This window comes from Microlunatus aurantiacus (assembly GCF_039536605.1).
Classification (GTDB): Bacteria; Actinomycetota; Actinomycetes; order Propionibacteriales; family Propionibacteriaceae; genus Microlunatus; species Microlunatus aurantiacus.
On record NZ_BAAAYX010000013.1, the window covers coordinates 620,197 to 638,043 of the forward strand.

Sequence of the window (17,847 nt, forward strand, 5' to 3'; positions counted from 1 at the left end):
AGATGGACGCCGCCGCCCAGACCCCGCCCCTCAGCCAGCTGCTGCCCGCCGACCGGTCCGAGGGGATCTTCGTCGGCCGGGTGCTGACCGACGACGGCCCGTGCGTGGTCGCGGTCCGCGGCGACGAGCTGGCCGATCTCACCCCGATCACCCCGACGATGGCCGACCTGCTGGAGCGACCCGACGTCCGCGAGATCGCCATCAGCGCCTTGGCCGGTCGTTCCTGGGCCGTCGACGACCCGTCCGTACGCCTGCTCGCCCCGATCGACCTGCAGGTGATCAAGGCCGCCGGCGTGACGTTCGCGATCAGCATGGTGGAGCGGGTGATCGAGGAGCGGGCGGCGGGCGACCCGCAGCGTGCGCAGGAGGTGCGCGCCCGGGTCCAGTCCGCCATCGGCGGCTCGATCGCCGACATCGAGCCGGGCAGCCCCAAGGCGACGGCGGTCAAGGAAGCCCTGCAGGCGGAGGGTCTGTGGTCGCAGTACCTCGAGGTCGGGATCGGCCCCGACCCGGAGATCTTCACCAAGGCACCGGTGCTGTCCGCCGTCGGCGCCGGTGCTCCCATCGGCGTCCTGGAACGCTCGGCCTGGAACAACCCTGAGCCCGAGGTGGTGCTGGTCGCTCGACCCGATGGTCGAGCCGTCGGGTCGACCCTGGGCAACGACGTCAACCTCCGCGACTTCGAGGGTCGCAGCGCGCTGCTGCTCGGCGAGGCCAAGGACAACAACGCGTCCTGCGCGATCGGCCCGTTCATCCGGCTGTTCGACGACGGCTTCACCCTCGACGACGTCGCCGCCGCCGACGTGTCGCTGCGGATCGAGGGCACCGACGACGACTTCACCCTGACCGCGACCAGCTCCATGTCCCAGATGAGCCGTACGCTGCCCCAGCTCCTCGCCCACACCTGCGGAGCCCACCACCAGTACCCGGACGGGTTCGCCCTGTTCACCGGCACGATGTTCGCCCCCACCAAGGACCGGGACGCCCCGGGGATGGGCTTCACCCACCACGAGGGCGACGTGGTCACCATCTCCACGCCGCTGCTCGGGACCTTGATCAACACGGTCACCAGCAGCGAGGGCGCACCGCCGTGGGAGATCGGGATCCGTGCACTGTGGTCGAATCTGGCGAGTCGGGGTCAGCTGCCCGCCTGACCGGCACCGGATCGGCGACCCCCGCGGGCGGCGGCGACGATGACCAAGATCAGACCGGCCAGGGCCACGAGGGCACCGACAAGGCCGACACCGAGAGTCAGCAGCAGGTGCCCCAGCCCGACCGATCGGCCGACCGCGAACTGCCCCGGCGGTCCCTCGCAGCGGACGGTGAGCGACTGGCCCCGGTCGAGTCGGAACGAGCCCTGCGGGTACCAGGTGGGTCTGCCGATGACCCGCTGCTGTGTTATGTCCGGTCTCAGCACGATCTCTCGGCCGTCCGCATCCCAGACCTGGCACCCGGCAGCTCGCCAGGTGCGCAGAGAGGTGTAGACCGCCCAGTCACGGCCGGCGGGGACATCGACGTCGAGGGTCGTTCCGATGGCCGCGCGCTGGGTGAGCGCCAGGCCCGGTCCGAGCACCAGGACGGCGACGGCCAGGGCCAGCAGGACTGCGGCGCCGAGCAGCACCCAACCCACCCGTAGGAGGGTCCGGCCCGGGGCCGGGTCCGCCGCGCTGATCATCCGCAGAGGCTAGGCGTCGACGGGTCCAGCGCTCGGGTCCGCTCGAGGCCCGGCCGGCCCGAGGGTCAGCCGCCGGCGACGGCCGGGATGATCGAGATCTTGGCGCCGTCGGCCACGGTGGCCTCCAGGCCGCCGATGAACCGGACGTCGTCGTCACCCACGTAGATGTTGACGAACCGGCGCAGCGCTCCGGCGTCGTCGAGCACCCGCGCGCGCAGACCGGGATGGGCGGACTCCAGGGACTCCAGCACCTCGGCGAGCGTGCCGCCGTCGGCCGTGACCTCGTTCGCTCCGCCGGTGTAGCTGCGCAGGATGGTGGGGATGCGGACGGTGGCGCTCATCAGCCTCGTGCCTTCCAGAACTCGGTGAAAGCCTCGTAGCGAGGCGGGATCGTAGTCTTCGGCCCGACCTTATCGGCGACCGCGTCGAGCGTCTTCAGCCCGTCGCCGGAGTTGATCACCACGGTCTCCTTCGCCGGGTCCAGCAGGCCGTCGGCGATCAGCTTGGCCGTCACGCCCACGGTCACCCCGCCGGCGGTCTCGGCGAAGATGCCCTCGGTCCGGGCGAGCCGCTGGATGTTCTCCACCACCGTCTCGTCGTCGACGTCGACGATGGCTCCACCGGTCCGGCGGACCACGTCCAGCACGTACGGCCCGTCGGCCGGGTTGCCGATGGCCAGCGACTTGGCGATGGTGTCCGGCTTCACCGGCTGCACGACGTCGTGCCCGGCGCGGAATGCCTGCGCGACCGGCGAGCAGCCGGTGGCCTGGGCCCCGTAGATCGTGTACGGCTTCGGCTCCACCAGACCCAGGCTGATCAGCTCGTGGAAGCCCTTGTCGATCTTGGTCAGCTGGGAGCCGGAGGCCACCGGGATGACCACCTGGTCGGGCAGCCGCCAGCCCAGCTGCTCGGCGATCTCGTACGCCAGCGTCTTGGAGCCCTCGGCGTAGTAGGGGCGCACGTTGACGTTGACGAACGCCCAGCCCTCCTCCTCGGCGGCGATCTCGCTGGCCAGCTTGTTCACGTCGTCGTACGAGCCGTGCACCGCGATCAGGGTGGTGTCGTAGACGGCCGAGGCGATGATCTTCTGCTGCTCGAGGTTCTCGGGCACGAAGACGACGCTCTTGATGCCGGCCCGGGCGGCCGCGGCGGCCACCGCATTGGCCAGGTTGCCGGTGGACGGGCAGGCCAGCACCTGCAGGCCGAGCTCGCGGGCGGCGGACAGGGCGACGGCGACGACCCGGTCCTTGAAGGAGTGGGTCGGGTTGCCGGAGTCGTCCTTCACCCAGAGCTGCTTCAGACCGAGGTCGTCGGCCAGGTGCCGGGCGTCGACGAGCCGGGTGTAGCCGGGATCGGTGGACCGGAAGGTGGCGATGTCGGCCGGCACCGGCAGCAGCGGGGCGTACCGCCAGATCGACTTGGGGCCGGCCTCGATCTCGGCCCGGGTGATGGTCGGGTACGCGTAGCCGACCTCGAGCGGACCGAAGCACTCCAGGCACGCGTAGAACGGGCCGAGTGGGCTGTGAGCACCACAAGCGCGACAGACGAGGTGGGTGGCATTGCCGAACGCGCCCGGGCGACAGCCGGTGGCGGGATCGGCCGAGAAGACCGCAGTCATCGATCAGTCCTTCATCATCTGCACCCGGTCGACGATCGACCGGGCCGGAGTTGGCACCGTGGCTGATCTGTCAGCCGGTTGCCGGGGAGTCGACGGGCCGGTCCCTCGTCCCCTCTGGATGTGCTGCCCAGCCTAGGCGCGAGTGGCCGATCCCGGCATATCCCCGTCTCGACTGATGAACATCCCGTCCGACAGACGAGACGTGGCGCGGGGTGACAGCATGCCGTCATGGTCAGCGCCTCTTCCGACGGTCCGCTCGCGCCGACCCGGTTGAGCGCCATGCAGTGGGTCCGCCGGATCGGCAACGTCACCAACCTGACCACCCCGCTCGGGCTGGTCGTCGCCCGGATCGGGCGCGCGGAGATCCGTCGGGGGCCGCGCGGGCTGCTGCTGGCCGAGGGGTACCGGCTGAGCTTCCCGGTGGCGGGAGCCTTCACCGTGGGGGACGTCGTCCTCACCGGCAGCACCTTCGCGGAGCGGCTGCGGGTGACCCCGCGGCTGCTGGAGCACGAGGAGCGGCACAGCTGGCAGTACCTGTGCTGTCTCGGCCTGCCGTTCTACCCGGTCTACGTCGTCATGATGGGCTGGTCGGTGCTGCGGACCGGCGACCGCGCCGCGCGCCACGCCTTCGAACGGCACGCGGGCCTGGCGGCGGGCGGCTACCCGGACCGGCCGGTCATCCCGCTGCCGACGCAGCTGCGCCGAGCCGGGTCCCGGCTCCGGCGGGCGCTGCGGTGGCCATCCGTCGGCGGGCGATGAGTTGTGCGGCCCGTCAGGGTCTAGCCACTGACATCACCCGGAGAACAGGACACGAGATGACCGACCCGACCTCCCCCGTCGCCACCGGCTACGCCCCGCTCGGCGACCTCGAGCTCTACTACGAGATCCACGGCGACGGCGGGGTCCCGTTGGTGCTGCTGCACGGCGGGCTGTTCAACATCGACCTCCAGTTCGGGGCGGTGCTGCCGGGGCTGGCCGCCGGGCGCCAGGTCGTCGCCGTCGACTTCCAGGGACACGGCCGGACCAACGACATCGACCGGCCGCTGGCCACCGAGTTCCTGGCCCAGGACATCGTCGGTCTTCTCGACCACCTGGGCCTGGCCGAGGTCGACCTCTTCGGCTTCAGTGTCGGCGGTGCCGTGGCCCTTCGGCTGGCGGTCGAGCACCCCGAGCGCGTACGTCGGTTGGTGGTCTCCTCGATCACCTTCGACCCCGACGGTTCCCGGCCCGAGAACGCGGCGGCCGTCGGCGGCATGACGGTCGACATGATCGCCGGCAGCCCGATGCACGCCGACTACCTGGCCAAGTCCCCGAACCCGGAGAAGCTCCAGGACCTGCTGGACAAGCTCGGGACCTTCATCACCGGCCCGGGCTGGTCCGACCACGACATCGAGGGCATCGCGGCGCCGACCCTGATCACGGTGGGCGACTGCGACATGGTGCGGCTCGACCACGCCGTGCGGTTCCTCCAGCTGCGGGGTGGCGACGTCAACGGGGACTTCGTCGGGGTGCCGGCCTCGCACCTCGCGGTGTTCCCCGGCACGACGCACTTCAACGGGATGGCGCGCACCGGACTGGTCGTGGACGTGGTGACGACGTTCCTCGACGCCGAGAGCACCTCGACCGCGGGGATGATGGGGTGACGCCCGACAGCGTGTGAGTTCCTGGTTGGTCATGGCCCCTGAACTCACACCGTCCGGGGCGAAGGACCGTCGTGTCTCGGACGGCACCGGGCCGCCGCGAGGACGAAGCGCGTCACAGAGCGAGCAGATCCGTGTCGGTCGCACGCGCGCAGCGCGGACACCGTGTCGGGAGTCCACTCCACCCCCGATCCACCAGCACCGCGGCGACCTGCCAGGCGACTCGGCACGGGCTGCCCGTCACGTCCGGCCAGCCGAAGCGCAGCGTCGCCATCCCGCCGAGCAGGGCGGCGTTGTCGCGACGCATGTCCCGCAGGACCCGGCGCAGGTGCGCGAGACCGTCGAGCTCCACGATGGTGGCGTAGTCCTCGTAGAGCACGTCGCGGACCTCGTCCCGAGTCCGGCTGCGTCGTTGCCGAGCCCCCGTAGGCAGGCCGTGCGCCCGTTCGACGTCGCGCAGGTAGCGAAGCTCGAGCGTCGACTCGGCGCCCTGCTGCACCTCGCCGAGCAGCGCCAGCAGGGTGGCCCGGTGCGGCACGCGCGAACGGAACCGGACGCATCCCAGGAGCTGCACCGCAGCGACCCGCCGACCCTGCACCGCCCGCGTGACCAGATCCACCACGCCGTCGGCGTCACGGTCGGCACACAGGTCGACGACGGTGTCGGCGATCCCCGTGCACGGCGGCTCGCCGACGCTCCGCGCCGACCGCACACCTGGACGTTCGCGCAGGAACGACCAACAGTCCCGCGCGACGACCTGACGGGTGAGGGGCACGAGCACCTGGATCATCTCGGGCGGGTCATCGACCAGACCCCAGCGGTGACCGGCGGCCTCGCCACCCAGCCGGGCGCTCGAACCGCCCAGCAGCACCCCGGCCCAGGCACGGGCCAGCCAAGGCGGGTCGCCCACCCCGAGGTAGTAGACACCCGTGGTCAGTCGCCGCCAGTGACCGTCACGAACCCAGCGCCGTAGCGACTCCCGCGACGAACCCAGCGCCTGCACCTGTCCGACGGAGACGACGCCGCCCTGGGCGGCGGCCAGCGCCCGGAGCTGATTCGGCGGGTCGATCGGTGCGTACACGCCACCACACTGGGGACGTTCGCCGGAATCGGCCGGGCCGCCGCCACATCTGTGGACGACCTTCGCCCGGGCTCGAGCCTGTGGACAACGAGAGAGTGGGAGCTGGGGGGTTCAGACCAACCCTCAAGTCACACGGTCGTGACGCGGAGGGTCAGCGGTCGATCGTGAGGTCGATGCCGAGCCGCTTCGCGGACCGGTTGCGCTGGCGGGTGGCGCGCAGCCGACGGAGCCGCTTGACGAGCAGCGGGTCGTGGACCAGGGCGGCCGGGGAGTCGATGAGGTTGTTCAGCACCTGGTAGTAGCGGGTGGCCGACATCTGGAACTTGTCCCGGATGGCCTGCTCCTTGGCCCCGGCGAACTTCCACCACTGACGCTCGAAGGCGAGGATCTCGGCATCGCGGGCAGCCAGCTCGCCCACGCCCGAGGCAGCGGCGTGATCGGGATGGGAGGCAGCGACCATGGCGGCCATCGTACGCGTGAATGACACGGGTGTCATTCGTACCGGCGGTGCGTCATGAGGTTGACTGACGTCGTGAGCAGCCACGACGCCCGTACCCGCTGGGGCATTCTCAGCACCGGTCACATCGCCTCCGTCCTCACCCGTGACCTCGCCCTGCTGACCGAGGAGGCCGAGGTCGTCGCCGTCGGCAGCCGCAGTCTCGACAAGGCCGAGCAGTTCGCCCGGGAGCACCACATCCCCCGCGCCTACGGATCGTACGCCGAGCTGGCCGCCGACCCCGAGATCGATGTCGTCTACGTGGCCTCCACCCACAACGACCACCTCGGGTCGGCGCGTCTCTGCCTCGAGGCCGGCAAGGCCGTGCTGGTGGAGAAGCCCCTGACCGTGTCCGCGGCCGAGACCGAGGAGCTCATCGACCTGGCCGGCGAGCGGGGGGTGTTCTTGATGGAGGCGCTCTGGAGCCGCACCAACCCGCTGCTCCGCCAGGCCGCCCAGATCGTCGGCTCCGGCGAGCTCGGCGCGATCCGGCACGCCACCGCCTCGTTCGGCTTCGCCTTCGACGGCGACGAGTCGCACCGGCTGCTCGACCCCGACCAGGCCGGCGGGGCCATCCTGGACCTGGGCGTCTACCCGGTGCACGGCATCAACCTGTTCCTGGGTGAGCCCGACCAGCTGCTCGGCTCCGGCAGCCTGGCGTCGACCGGGGTGGAGGCGCACGCGGCCGCCCTGCTGACCTATGGCGCGACCGAGTTCCGCCCCCCGGCCACCGCCGCCATCGTCTGCAGCCTGGAAGCCGATCTGGGGTCCCGGTTGGAGGTGCTGTGCAGCGAGGGCTCGATCCGGTTCGAGAACTTCCTGCTGCCGTCGGAGATGACGGTGGTCCGCGGCACCGGCGACGACAAGGAGGAGGAGATCCTGGTCACCGAGTGGCCGGGAGGGGGCTACACCTTCGAGATCAGCGAGGTGAACCGCTGCCTGCGGGCCGGTGAGCTGGAGTCGCCTCTGGTGCCCTGGGCCGACAGCCTGGCGGTGGCCCGCACCCTGGACCGGTGGCTGCTCTCGGTCTTCCCGCCGGTGGACCCGGAGCTCCGCGACTAGGTCCCGGTCGGGCGAGCGGGCGGCGGCCACGCCCCCGCTCCGGTAACGTTGGCGGGCATCCTGCTGGCGTGGCGCAATTGGTAGCGCACCTGTCTTGTAAACAGGCGGTTGTCGGTTCGAGTCCGACCGTCAGCTCCATCTCGGTCGGCGCGCCGCGCCGAGGTCGAGTCAGCGCAGCTCGGAGGCGATCGGGCAGCGGAACGAGTCCCGGGCCGACAGGCCGACGCGGTTGAGATAGCCGATCACGATCCCCCAGGCCGCCAGCAGGTTGTTCTCGGCGTAGTCCACCTCGTGCCGGCGGCAGTGCTCGAGCACCATCCGGCGGGCGATGGCCAGGTGCGGCCGGGGCATGCTCGGGAACAGGTGGTGCTCGATCTGGTAGTTCAGGCCGCCCATCAGGGCGGTCGCCCACCAGCCACCCGACACGTTGCGCGAGGTACGGACCTGCTTGGTGAAGAAGTCCAGCTTCTCCTCGCGACCGACGATCGGCATCCCGATGTGGTTGGGGGCGAACGAGGCACCCATGTAGAGCCCGAAGACCGCCACCTGCAGACCGACGAAGGCGAAGGCCATGCCGAGCGGCAGCATCCAGAAGACGGCGGTCAGGTAGATGGCCAACCGGGCCACGAGCACCGTCAGCTCGAGCCGCCGACCGGCCACGGTCCGGTTCTCCCACAGACTCTGCACCGACTTGAGGTGGAGGTTGATCCCCTCCAGCAGCAGCAGCGGGAAGAAGAACAGACCCTGCCGACGCGTGAACCAGGCCTTGAAGCCGCGCCGAGTCGCCGCGCTCTCCTCCTCGAAGGAGAAGGTGTCGATCTCGATGTCGGGGTCCTTGCCCAGCTTGTTCGGGTTCCCGTGGTGACGGGTGTGCTTGTTCATCCACCACGAGTAGCTCATCCCCACGCACACCACGGCGAGGAACCAGCCCAGCCGGTCGTTGGCCGGCCCGGACGACAGCACCTGCCGGTGGGAGGCCTCGTGCCCGACGAAGGCCAGCTGGGTCAACAGGACGCCGAGGGCCGCCGCCATCAGCAGCTGCAGCCAGGAGTCGTCGAGCAAGATGACCCCGGTGACGACGCCGCCGAGGGCCAGCCCCAGGCCGATCAGCAGCAGGCCGTAGAACCAGCGGGTCCGCGAGAGGAGACCGCGGTCGCGCACGGTCTGCGCCAGCGCGGTGTAGGTCTGGGTCACCGGGTTTGGTCTGCGTACGCGGGCGGGGGGTGCGAGAACACTCATCGTGCGGTCCGATCGATCAGGGGTCCCAGGGGACCACTCGACTTCCCAGCCGCTTGACAAGGCAGCGAATCGTGCTCAGTTTCGACACGGATGCCCTTGACGATGTGATCAGTTTACCCGCCGACGCACCACAAACCTACGCCACCGTAGGTAAGACTTTCCGGCAGGTCAGCCGATGTCGATCGACTCGACCATCACGTCGAGATCCTTCCGGTCCTGGTCCGAGGTGCCGGGTGGACAACCGGCCAGGATCTGCAGCCGGGTTCCCTCGACGTCGACGATCCACGTCGTGTTCAGCTGCCCGGGCGCCTGTGCCCACAGGTGCGGAGCGTCGTCCGGCGCCGGCGCGATGCCATCCTGGAAGATCGTCCGTGCACTCGGTCGCGGCGTCGTCGGGGATCGTGAGCTCGATCTGCTCCCCGTCGTACCCGTCGACGGCGACATCCGGATGTCGGGCCGTCGCCCCGGGCGAGGGACTCTCGGCCGGGGTCGCCGTGCCGCCCTCCGCGGTGCAGGCGGTGGTCGAGATCATCATGAGGGCCCAGCACGTCCGCTGAGAGTCGCTACCGGCCCCACGCGGCGGCCACGCGACCCGCGTGCGTCAGATGCTCATGAGTGATCGTCATGGATCTGAGCTCCCGTAGGAACCGCCGGTCGCGGATCTCACACCGTCCAACGCGGTGGCGGCCGCCTCTGGTTGACAACCAGACCAGATGCCCACGTCTGTGCCGTCGACCGAAGGGTCCCGTGATGGTTGCCCCGTGGCCGGACCTGGGGCCACAGTGGGCGGGCAGGGCCGATGCCGTCGAACAGCGTGTCAACCGAACCCCTCGGTCACCACGTTCGTAGGGTCGTGAGCAGTCCTGGACCATCGGATGAGGTGATCATGGTGCGAGAGCACCTCACCGACCGTCCGACATCTCGAGATGAGCGGGTTGCCGACTTCTCTGCCTGGGTGCGGGAGTTCCAGCGTCCGTTGCTCGGCTTCGCCCAGCTGGTCGCCGGCGATCGCCAGACCGGTGAGGACCTCCTGCAGACGGCGCTGGCCCGCGCCTACCTCAAGTGGCCGAAGATCGGCGGGGCAGGACACGACCCCGTCGGCTACGTCCGGCGCATCATCGTCAACGAGAACGTATCTCTGTGGCGGCACGCCTGGAAGCGACGCGAGAGATCGACGGCCACGCTGCCTGAATCCGCCACCACCGACGATGGTTCGATCGACCTCACGTGGTCGGCCGTCCAGGCGCTGCCCACGCGCCAACGCACGGCGATCGCCCTGCGCTTCTACGCGGATCTGACGGTGGCGGAGACCGCGACGGCGATGGGCTGCTCGCAGGGCTCGGTGAAGACCCACACGTCGCGCGCCATCGCCAAGCTGAAGCAGGTCCTTCGGGAGGGAGGGGAGGCATGAACGAGCCGTTCGAGGAGGAGCTCGCGGAGCGGCTGCACGCCCGTCCCGGCCCGGAGCCGGCAACGGCCCTCCACCTCACCAGCGTCGCCCGCGGTGAGCAGATGCGTCGACGGCGGATCGGCGCAGCAATCGGGGTGCTGGTGCTGCTGCTGGCCGCTCCCGGGATCGCCGAGGACTGGATGCGGGTGGCGAACACCGACAGACCGCCGGTGGCGACATCGACGCATCCGTCCACCCCGCCGCCGGGGCCACGCGCCGTGATCCTGGATCCCGTCGGTCGCGAGCCCGGTCCTGACATCGAGGTCTCCACCGTCCGCGACGGTGAGATCTTCCTCTCTTCTGGAGCCAAGCTCGACCGACCCGGCAACCAGTTCGGCACGATCACCGAGTTCGGCGCCGAGGCAGCCTGGCTGACCACATCCCGGAAGCAGGTGTTCCTGAACCTCAGACCAGAACCGCTGCCCGTCACCGGCTCCGCCGACTCGATGTCGATGACCGGCGTCGACCCCGGCCCGAACGGGTCCGTGATGGTGCGCACCGAGGCCGGACCGCTGTTGTGGACGAGAACCTCTCAGCTCATCGACGCATCCCAACCGGCGTTACAGACCTCGGCCATGGCGGCCACCGCCGACGCGCTGTGGGTGACCACGCAGAACGGCGTGACCCGCGCTGACGCCTCCGATCTGACCAGGCAGCCCTATCCCACCAAGACCTTCACCCAGTGGAAGAGCGTGGTCAGCGGCGACCCGGTCGCCGATCGTGTCGTCGTCGCCGACCGCCAGGGCTGCCACCTCATCCTGAACGGAAGCACCGCGGCGATCGTGTGGCGAACCTGCCACTGGGAGATCCTGGCGCTGTCACCCGACAGCAGCCTGGCGGCCGCCCGCAATGTCGCCACTGGAACGCTCGAGATCGTCGATGTGACCAGCGGGCGACTCAGGACGCTGATCGACACCGGCAACAACCCCATCGGACCGGTCTTCGTCTTCGACGATCAGAATCGTCTGAACCTCCGGGTGGGTGATGACGGCACCTCCTACGGCTTCATGACCGTCGATCTCGTCGGAGAGTGTTGGTTCTCGGCGTTCGGCCCGTATCCGACCGCCGTGCACTTCGTGACTCGGAACCGCCGATAGCCGCGCACGACGGCAGCAGCCCGGCACACCCGGCTGTCCGGTGGACTCCTGCCTCGGGACGGGTCAGGGGACGATGATCAGCTTCCCGCGCACGTGCCCGGTCTGGCTCTCGGCGAACGCCTCTGCCACCTGGTCCAGGGAGAAGGTCTGCGCCACCTCGACGGTCAGCGCACCCTCGTCGGCCAGCGCGGCCAGGCGGGCGGACTCCGCCCCGTCCGGACGCACCCAGATCCAGCGACCGCGGTGCTCGATGACCCCCGGGTCGGCGACCGAGGCCAACCGGCCCCCGTCGGCCAGGACCGCGCGGCTGGTCTCCAGCTGCCCACCGACGAAGTCGGCCACGGCGTCCACGCCGTCGGGAGCCAGACCCCGGACCCGGTCCACCACACCGTCGCCGTACGCAACCGGCTCGGCCCCCAGCTCGCGGAGGAAGGCGTGGTTGGACTCCGAGGCGGTGCCGATGACGCGTGCGCCCCGGGCGACGGCGATCTGCACCGCGAAGGCCCCGACCCCACCGGCCGCGGCGTGGATCAGCACGGTGTCGCCGGCCGACACGTCGAGAGCGTCCAGCGTCCGCAGCGCGGTGCCACCGGCGAGCGGCAGCCCGGCCGCCTGCTCGAAGCTCAACGAAGTGGGCTTGCGGGCCACCGAGACCGCCGGCACCGCCACCAGCTCGGCGAACGTGCCGGCGCCGACGGTGTCCTTGCGGGCGTACGCGATCACCTCGTCGCCGACGGCGAACTCCGGGGTGTCCGGACCGAGCCCGACGACCACACCCGCGACGTCCCACCCCGGGATGACGGGGAAGACCGCGTCCAGCAGCCCGTCGAGGCCGCCTGTCATCACCTTCCAGTCCACCGGGTTCACCGAGGCGGCGCGCACCTCGATCAGCACAGCACTCGGCGCCAGCTTGGGCTGTGGCAGCTCCTCCACCCGCAGAGTGGACAGATCGGTGCTGTAGGCGGGATAGGTGACGGCGCGCATCGCGGCAGGCTCCTGACGGTCGAGGACGGGTGTACGTCTGGGCCAGCATCGACCCGCCCCCACGTATTCCTCGCCACCCGACCACCGCACCCACAGGTCCCACGACCACCGACCCCACACGTCGGCAACCAATGCACCTGCTGGTCCGGTGGGGGTTGAGTCCTTGGTCACGAACCGGCGCCAGGATTTGGGATCGGGCCAGGGCCCGTGTCTAGCCTGGTGTATGACCCGGACCCCACGCCATCTGGCCGCTTGCTTCCTGGCGCTCCCGCTGGCCCTGGTCGCCGCTTGCGGTGCCGACCAGCCGACACCCACCACCGAGCAGACCCCTGCCGCCCCCGTACAGGTGAAGGGGACGGTGGTGAGCACCGCCGTCTCCAGCAACGAGGCGCAGGTCGCCGTGCCGCAGCCGGTGGCCGCCTCCTGGACCAGCCTCGGCGAGAACGGCTCCGGGCTGGAGTGGGTGACCGTCGGCGGTGACGGCACCACGAAGACGGCCGAGGTCGACCTCGCCGCCGACCCCGCGGCCGGCGCCACCACCGTCACCGACAAGATCAACGCCGACGCGGCCACCGCCGACGGTCGGTCCGTGCTGGCCGGACTGGACGCGGTCGCCTCCCCCGCCAAGACGCCGGTGTGGGTCTTCTCCCCGCTGCTGGACACCGAGGAACCGGTCGACTTCCGCGAGCTCGCCTTCGACGAGTCGCCCACTTCGGTGATCAAGGCCGTCAAGAAGGCCGACGCCCTGCCCGACCTCGAGGGCCGCGAGGTGACCTTCGTGGTCACCCCCGTCGCCGGTGAGCAGACCAAGCTCTCCAAGCTGCAGATCGGCTACCAGCGAGCGATCTGGGACGGACTGGCCCAGGCCGCCGGGGCGAAGAAGGTCACCTTCTACGACGGCACCGGCACCACGCCGGCCGCCGGCACCATCTCGCCGATCCCGGTGCCCGACCCGAACGCCGACTACGCGTCGTCCGACCAGGGCAAGACCCGGACCTGCACCCTGCCGTCCCCCGCCCTGTTCGTGGCCGACCAGCCCGCCCTGATCGACAAGAAGGCCACCCTCAAGGCGCTGAAGAAGTGCATCGGTGACCTCGACTCCGGGACCAAGATCACCGTCGAGGGCCACACGGCCGGATCCAGTGGCGCCAACAACGACTTCGCCAAGACGCTGTCCACCCAGCGGGCCACCGAGGTGGCCGCCCTGCTCAAGGAGCTCGACGTCCCGGCCAAGAACATCACCGAGGTCGTCGGCTACGGCAGCGCGAAGCCGCTGGTGAAGCCGGGCACGGACCCGCGGAACCGTGCGGTGGTCGTCACCTTCTCCACCACCGAGTGAGCGGGACCGTACGCACCCTCGGCCTACGCTGAGCCATGACCGACCGGCTGCTTCCCCCGGGGGCGACCGCGTCGTGGCTCCAGTGGGCCGGGGGGCGGGTCCGGCTGCTCAGGGGCGGACCCGGCACGGACGTCGGGTCGGACCGGCCGCCGGTCCTGCTGATCCACGGCGGGGGCTACGACAACGCGGCCATCTCCTGGTCGCGGGTGTTCGGACCCCTGGCGCGGGACCGGTCGGTGATCGCGCCGGATCTTCCCGGCTTCGGTGACACCGAAGGGATCGAGGTCTCCGGCGACCCCGACGAGCTGGCCGACCTGGTGGTCGGCGTGGCCCGGTCGACCGGGATCAACCGGCTCGTGGTGGTCGGCCTCTCGATGGGCGGCGACATCGCGTTGCGGGTCGCCCTCCGTCATCCGGAAGCGGTGGCCGGACTCATCCTGGTCGCTCCCGGCGGGCTGACTCCCCGGCTGAGGAACGCACCCACCCAGCTCGCCGCCTGGCTGGCCGCCCGGCTGCCCGACCCGGTGCTGTTCGGACTCGGCCGCGTCGCCGGACGGTTCACCGACAGCTACCTCAGCCGGATGGTTCACGACCCCGCCTCGGTCGACGCGGCGATCCGGACCGAGTTCGGTCGCGAAGCCCGCCGACCGGGTTCCGGGGTGGGCTACGGGCGTTACAACCAGGCCACCTTGGGTCCGCGCCGGATGCGCAACAACCTGCTGCCCCAGGTGTCCCGGATCGCCGCCCCGACCCTGTTCCTGCACGGGGTGGACGATCCGCTCGTCGATCCCATCGGCTCGCGGACCGCCGCCGCGGTCATGCCGCACGCCGAGCTGGTGCTGGTGCCGGACTGCGGTCACTGGCTGCCGGTCGAGCGCCCGGACGTCTTCCTCGCCCACGCGAACGACTTCCTCACCACCCTGCCCTGACCGCCGCGGCACCCGCCCGTGCGGGGGTGGGCTCCGGCGCGGACCAGGGCAACACCCGGTTGTCCGGGCCCGACGGCTGCCGACAATGGAGCCCATGCGCACCCTGCTCAACATCATCTGGTTCCTCTTCAGCGGTCTCTGGCTCTGGCTGGCGTACGCACTCGCCGGGTTGATCTGCTGCCTGCTGATCGTCACCATCCCGTGGGGTGTGGCCTCCTTCCGGCTGGCCAGCTACGCCGCCTGGCCGTTCGGCCGCGACGTCGTCGAGAAGCCGACCTCGGGAGTGTTCTCGCTGCTGGGCAACGTGATCTGGATCCTCGTCGCCGGCTGGTGGATCGCCCTCACCCACATCGCCACCGGCATCGCCCTGTGCCTCACGATCGTCGGCATCCCCATGGCCGTGGCCAACTTCAAGCTGATCCCGGTCGCCCTGATGCCGCTGGGCAAGGAGATCGTCACCCGCCGGCTCTGACCCACTCGTCTGCGCAGCGAGCGGTCCCGGTCCGCACCCCGACCCGTCTCCGACCCGTCGTCCGCGCGTCACGGCGTGTCGGCACCCTGGGTGCCGCGCCGCCTCAGGAGACTGAGGCAGGCGACACCGATGCCCTGCCGGGTATGAGCCGGCAGGGCACGTCCTCCTCCGGACCGCCCCGCCCGGCCGCCCCGGTCCTCGCGCTCCGGCGCCGGCCGGAGTAGACAGTCCTCCATGGCCGTCAGCGTGTTCGACCTGTTCAGCATCGGCATCGGTCCGTCCAGCTCCCACACCGTCGGACCGATGCGCGCCGCCCGTCGCTTCGTCGAGCAGCTGGCCGCCGACGGCCTGCTGCCCCGGACGACGCGGGTCAAGGCCGAGCTGTTCGGCTCCCTGGGGGCCACCGGTCACGGCCACGGCAGCGACAAGGCGGTGCTGTGGGGCCTGGAGGGTGAGGACCCGGAGACCATCGACACCCGCCTCGGTCCGTTCCGGATCGCCGAGATCGCCGAGAGCGCGCGGATCCGGCTGAACGGCAGCCACCAGATCGGGATCCACCTCGACAACGACGTGATCCTGCACCGCCGGGCCCGGCTGCCCTATCACCCGAACGGCATGACCTTCTCCGCGTACGGTGCCGACGACGCCCTGCTACGGGCGTCCACCTACTACTCCATCGGCGGCGGCTTCATCGTCGCCGCCGACACCGAGGGGCACCCGGTGGTGGTGCCGGACCCGACCCCTGTGCCGTACGACTTCCGCACCGGGGACGAGCTGATGGCCCACTGCGCCGCGACCGGCCTGCGGGTCAGCGACGTGATGCTGGCGAACGAGTGCGTCCGGCGGCCGGAGTCGGAGGTGCGGGCGGGGTTGCTGCGGATCTGGGCGGTGATGACCGAGTGCGTCCGGAACGGCTGCAGCTCGGTCGGGGTCCTCCCCGGCGGGCTCAAGGTGCGGCGACGGGCCAGCGCCCTCTACGCGCGGTTGGCCAGCGGCACCGAGGTGGATCCGCTGCAGGTGCGCGACCTGACGGACCCGATGCAGGCCGTCGACTGGGTCACGGTCTGGGCGCTGGCGGTGAACGAGGAGAACGCCTCCGGCGGTCGCGTCGTCACCGCCCCGACGAACGGGGCCGCCGGCATCATCCCGGCGGTGCTGCACTACGCCGTACGGTTCGTGGCCGGGGTCGACGACGACGCCATCGTCCGGTTCCTCCTGGTGGCCGGGGCGATCGGCTCGATCTACCAGCAGACCGCCTCCATCTCCGGCGCCGAGGTGGGCTGTCAGGGCGAGGTCGGCAGTGCCTGCTCGATGGCCGCCGGCGCCCTGGCCGAGGTGATCGGCGGATCGCCCGAGCAGGTCGAGAACGCCGCCGAGATCGGCATGGAGCACCACCTCGGCCTGACCTGCGACCCGGTCGGTGGCCTCGTCCAGATCCCTTGCATCGAGAGGAATGCGATCGGCTCGGTCAAGGCCATCACCGCCGCGCGGCTGGCCCTGCACGGCGACGGTCGACACACCGTCAGCCTGGACAAGGTGATCAAGACCATGATGGAGACCGGGGCCGACATGAAGATCAAGTACAAGGAGACCTCACGCGGCGGTCTGGCCGTCAACATCGTCGAGTGCTGAGGACGCCGTCGCCGGTTCTCACCCCACCCCCCGGACCGCACCCCACCGCCCGGACCACAAGGCCGCCCGGACCACACGGCACCGCCCGGTGTCCATGTGATCGCACGGTAACCCCGCGGTCATCGCTTCGTGGAAGCATGGCCGCCATGCAGCGCACCGTCTCCGCCTCCATCGATCTCGCCCTCTCCGGACCCGTCCGACTCATCTACAGCGTGGCCGTGGCCCAGGGTGCCCCCATCTCGTCGGAGTCGCTGAAGATCACCGTCGACGGCGACGCGGTCGAGCCGACCGAGATCATCGACGTTCACGGCACGCGGCTGCACTCGGTGTACGCGAACGGGTCGACGGCCTCGCTGCGCTACGACGCCGTGGTCGACGGGGTGGCCGACGAGCCGCGGGTGGCCGACACCGACGAGATCGTCTACCTGCGACCGAGCCGTTACTGCGAGTCGGACTCGCTCGCCCCGACGGCGGCCAGCGAGTTCTCCGGCCTCACCGGGCTCAACCTGCTCAACGCGGTCATCGACTGGGTGAACCGGCAGCTCACGTACGTCTCCGGATCCAGCCTGCCGACCGACGGCGCGGTCCGCACGATGCTGGCCCGCCAGGGCGTCTGCCGCGACTTCGCGCACCTGTCCGTCGCGCTGCTCCGGTCGCTGAACGTGCCGGCCCGGTTGGCCGCGGTCTACGCGCCGGGGCTCAGCCCGATGGAGTTCCACGCCGTCGCCGAGGCCCTGGTGGACGGTCAGTGGTGGGCCGTGGACGCCACCCAGCTCGCCCCCCGTCAGAGCCTGCTCCGGGTGGCCACCGGCCGGGACGCCGCCGACACCGCCTTCCTCACCAACTTCGGCGCCGGCACCACCCTCACCGGGCTCGAGGTGACAGCTGTCGTCGACCGGTTCGAGCTGGACAACAACCAGCTGCTGACCCAGCTGCGCTGATCGGGCCGCACCGGATCACGGTGGGCTGACCCCGCCCCACGCTGACACGCATCAGCGTGGCGAGGTTCACAGTCGGTTCCCCGGGCAGAACGTGCTCCGCGTGGGATCCTGGAGGAGTTATTTCCACTACGGATCGTCGGGCACGTACCTGCCCGTGGAAAGGAAGTGTGGCGTGGCCACAGTCAGTTTCAA

19 protein-coding genes, 1 tRNA gene and 1 riboswitch are annotated in these 17,847 nt (G+C 70.5%); of the genes, 13 read left to right on the forward strand and 7 right to left on the reverse strand.

Annotated elements, in window-relative coordinates; translation table 11 throughout:
• Window positions 1-2: 2 nt before the first annotated feature.
• Window positions 3-1,154, forward strand: a complete 1,152-nt coding sequence (locus tag ABD714_RS16730; protein ID WP_344813543.1) for a fumarylacetoacetate hydrolase family protein — start codon at window positions 3-5, stop codon at window positions 1,152-1,154.
• Here the strand turns inward: ABD714_RS16730 and ABD714_RS16735 are convergent.
• From ABD714_RS16735 to thrC, 3 genes are all read right to left on the reverse strand, one after another.
• Window positions 1,139-1,675, reverse strand: a complete 537-nt coding sequence (locus ABD714_RS16735; RefSeq protein WP_344813544.1) for a hypothetical protein — start codon at window positions 1,673-1,675, stop codon at window positions 1,139-1,141. The two genes, ABD714_RS16730 and ABD714_RS16735, sit on opposite strands and share 16 nt — an antisense overlap.
• A 65-nt stretch (window positions 1,676-1,740) precedes the next feature.
• A complete protein-coding gene (locus ABD714_RS16740) occupies window positions 1,741-2,016 on the reverse strand; it encodes a MoaD/ThiS family protein (protein ID WP_344813545.1) in 276 nt (91 codons plus the stop codon).
• Complete coding sequence (gene thrC, locus ABD714_RS16745; RefSeq protein ID WP_344813546.1) at window positions 2,016-3,293, reverse strand: threonine synthase; 1,278 nt, start codon at window positions 3,291-3,293, stop codon at window positions 2,016-2,018. The genes ABD714_RS16740 and thrC overlap by 1 nt, the downstream gene beginning before the upstream one ends.
• Window positions 3,294-3,304: 11 nt before the next feature.
• A riboswitch (SAM riboswitch) is annotated at window positions 3,305-3,417 on the reverse strand.
• A 104-nt stretch (window positions 3,418-3,521) separates the two neighbouring features.
• Between thrC and ABD714_RS16750 the strand changes: the two genes are divergently transcribed.
• Both ABD714_RS16750 and ABD714_RS16755 read left to right on the forward strand, forming a co-directional pair.
• Window positions 3,522-4,052: a hypothetical protein gene (locus ABD714_RS16750; RefSeq protein ID WP_344813547.1), complete on the forward strand. Its 531-nt coding sequence runs from the start codon at window positions 3,522-3,524 to the stop codon at window positions 4,050-4,052.
• A gap of 56 nt (window positions 4,053-4,108) precedes the next feature.
• A complete protein-coding gene (locus ABD714_RS16755; RefSeq protein ID WP_344813548.1) occupies window positions 4,109-4,936 on the forward strand; it encodes an alpha/beta fold hydrolase in 828 nt (275 codons plus the stop codon).
• Between the two features lie 112 nt (window positions 4,937-5,048).
• On the opposite strand, the gene ABD714_RS16760 is transcribed toward ABD714_RS16755, so the two are convergent.
• Entirely contained in the window at window positions 5,049-6,014 is a 966-nt protein-coding gene (locus tag ABD714_RS16760) for a type IV toxin-antitoxin system AbiEi family antitoxin domain-containing protein (protein ID WP_344813549.1), read from the reverse strand.
• Window positions 6,015-6,165: 151 nt separating this feature from the next.
• Entirely contained in the window at window positions 6,166-6,474 is a 309-nt protein-coding gene (locus tag ABD714_RS16765) for a DUF3263 domain-containing protein (RefSeq protein ID WP_344813550.1), read from the reverse strand.
• A gap of 72 nt (window positions 6,475-6,546) precedes the next feature.
• On the opposite strand from ABD714_RS16765, the gene ABD714_RS16770 reads away from it, so the two are divergent.
• Both ABD714_RS16770 and ABD714_RS16775 read left to right on the forward strand, forming a co-directional pair.
• Window positions 6,547-7,572 (forward strand): Gfo/Idh/MocA family protein, encoded by a 1,026-nt coding sequence (locus tag ABD714_RS16770; RefSeq protein WP_344813551.1) that lies wholly within the window; start codon window positions 6,547-6,549, stop codon window positions 7,570-7,572.
• A gap of 62 nt (window positions 7,573-7,634) precedes the next feature.
• Window positions 7,635-7,710: transfer RNA gene (locus tag ABD714_RS16775), tRNA-Thr, on the forward strand.
• Between the two features lie 30 nt (window positions 7,711-7,740).
• Here ABD714_RS16775 and ABD714_RS16780 read toward each other — a convergent pair.
• Window positions 7,741-8,766: a fatty acid desaturase family protein gene (locus ABD714_RS16780; RefSeq protein ID WP_344813552.1), complete on the reverse strand. Its 1,026-nt coding sequence runs from the start codon at window positions 8,764-8,766 to the stop codon at window positions 7,741-7,743.
• Between the two features lie 416 nt (window positions 8,767-9,182).
• On the opposite strand from ABD714_RS16780, the gene ABD714_RS16785 reads away from it, so the two are divergent.
• The 3 genes from ABD714_RS16785 to ABD714_RS16795 all read left to right on the forward strand — a co-directional run bounded on the left by ABD714_RS16785 (window position 9,183) and on the right by ABD714_RS16795 (window position 11,358).
• Window positions 9,183-9,368: a hypothetical protein gene (locus ABD714_RS16785; RefSeq protein ID WP_344813553.1), complete on the forward strand. Its 186-nt coding sequence runs from the start codon at window positions 9,183-9,185 to the stop codon at window positions 9,366-9,368.
• 329 nt (window positions 9,369-9,697) lie between these two features.
• Window positions 9,698-10,222, forward strand: a complete 525-nt coding sequence (locus ABD714_RS16790; protein ID WP_344813599.1) for a SigE family RNA polymerase sigma factor — start codon at window positions 9,698-9,700, stop codon at window positions 10,220-10,222.
• Window positions 10,219-11,358 carry a hypothetical protein gene (locus ABD714_RS16795; protein ID WP_344813554.1) on the forward strand — a complete coding sequence of 380 codons (1,140 nt, stop codon included), beginning with the start codon at window positions 10,219-10,221 and terminating at the stop codon, window positions 11,356-11,358. The genes ABD714_RS16790 and ABD714_RS16795 overlap by 4 nt, the downstream gene beginning before the upstream one ends.
• Window positions 11,359-11,421: 63 nt before the next feature.
• On the opposite strand, the gene ABD714_RS16800 is transcribed toward ABD714_RS16795, so the two are convergent.
• Entirely contained in the window at window positions 11,422-12,342 is a 921-nt protein-coding gene (locus ABD714_RS16800; RefSeq protein WP_344813555.1) for an NADP-dependent oxidoreductase, read from the reverse strand.
• A 223-nt stretch (window positions 12,343-12,565) separates the two neighbouring features.
• On the opposite strand from ABD714_RS16800, the gene ABD714_RS16805 reads away from it, so the two are divergent.
• The 5 genes from ABD714_RS16805 to ABD714_RS16825 all read left to right on the forward strand — a co-directional run bounded on the left by ABD714_RS16805 (window position 12,566) and on the right by ABD714_RS16825 (window position 17,655).
• Entirely contained in the window at window positions 12,566-13,681 is a 1,116-nt protein-coding gene (locus ABD714_RS16805; protein ID WP_344813556.1) for an OmpA family protein, read from the forward strand.
• Between the two features lie 35 nt (window positions 13,682-13,716).
• Complete coding sequence (locus tag ABD714_RS16810; RefSeq protein ID WP_344813557.1) at window positions 13,717-14,610, forward strand: alpha/beta fold hydrolase; 894 nt, start codon at window positions 13,717-13,719, stop codon at window positions 14,608-14,610.
• Between the two features lie 94 nt (window positions 14,611-14,704).
• Window positions 14,705-15,082 (forward strand): YccF domain-containing protein, encoded by a 378-nt coding sequence (locus ABD714_RS16815; RefSeq protein WP_344813558.1) that lies wholly within the window; start codon window positions 14,705-14,707, stop codon window positions 15,080-15,082.
• A gap of 234 nt (window positions 15,083-15,316) precedes the next feature.
• A complete protein-coding gene (locus tag ABD714_RS16820; RefSeq protein WP_344813560.1) occupies window positions 15,317-16,714 on the forward strand; it encodes an L-serine ammonia-lyase in 1,398 nt (465 codons plus the stop codon).
• A 146-nt stretch (window positions 16,715-16,860) separates the two neighbouring features.
• A complete protein-coding gene (locus ABD714_RS16825) occupies window positions 16,861-17,655 on the forward strand; it encodes a transglutaminase-like domain-containing protein (RefSeq protein WP_344813562.1) in 795 nt (264 codons plus the stop codon).
• The last annotated feature ends 192 nt before the right edge of the window (window positions 17,656-17,847 follow it).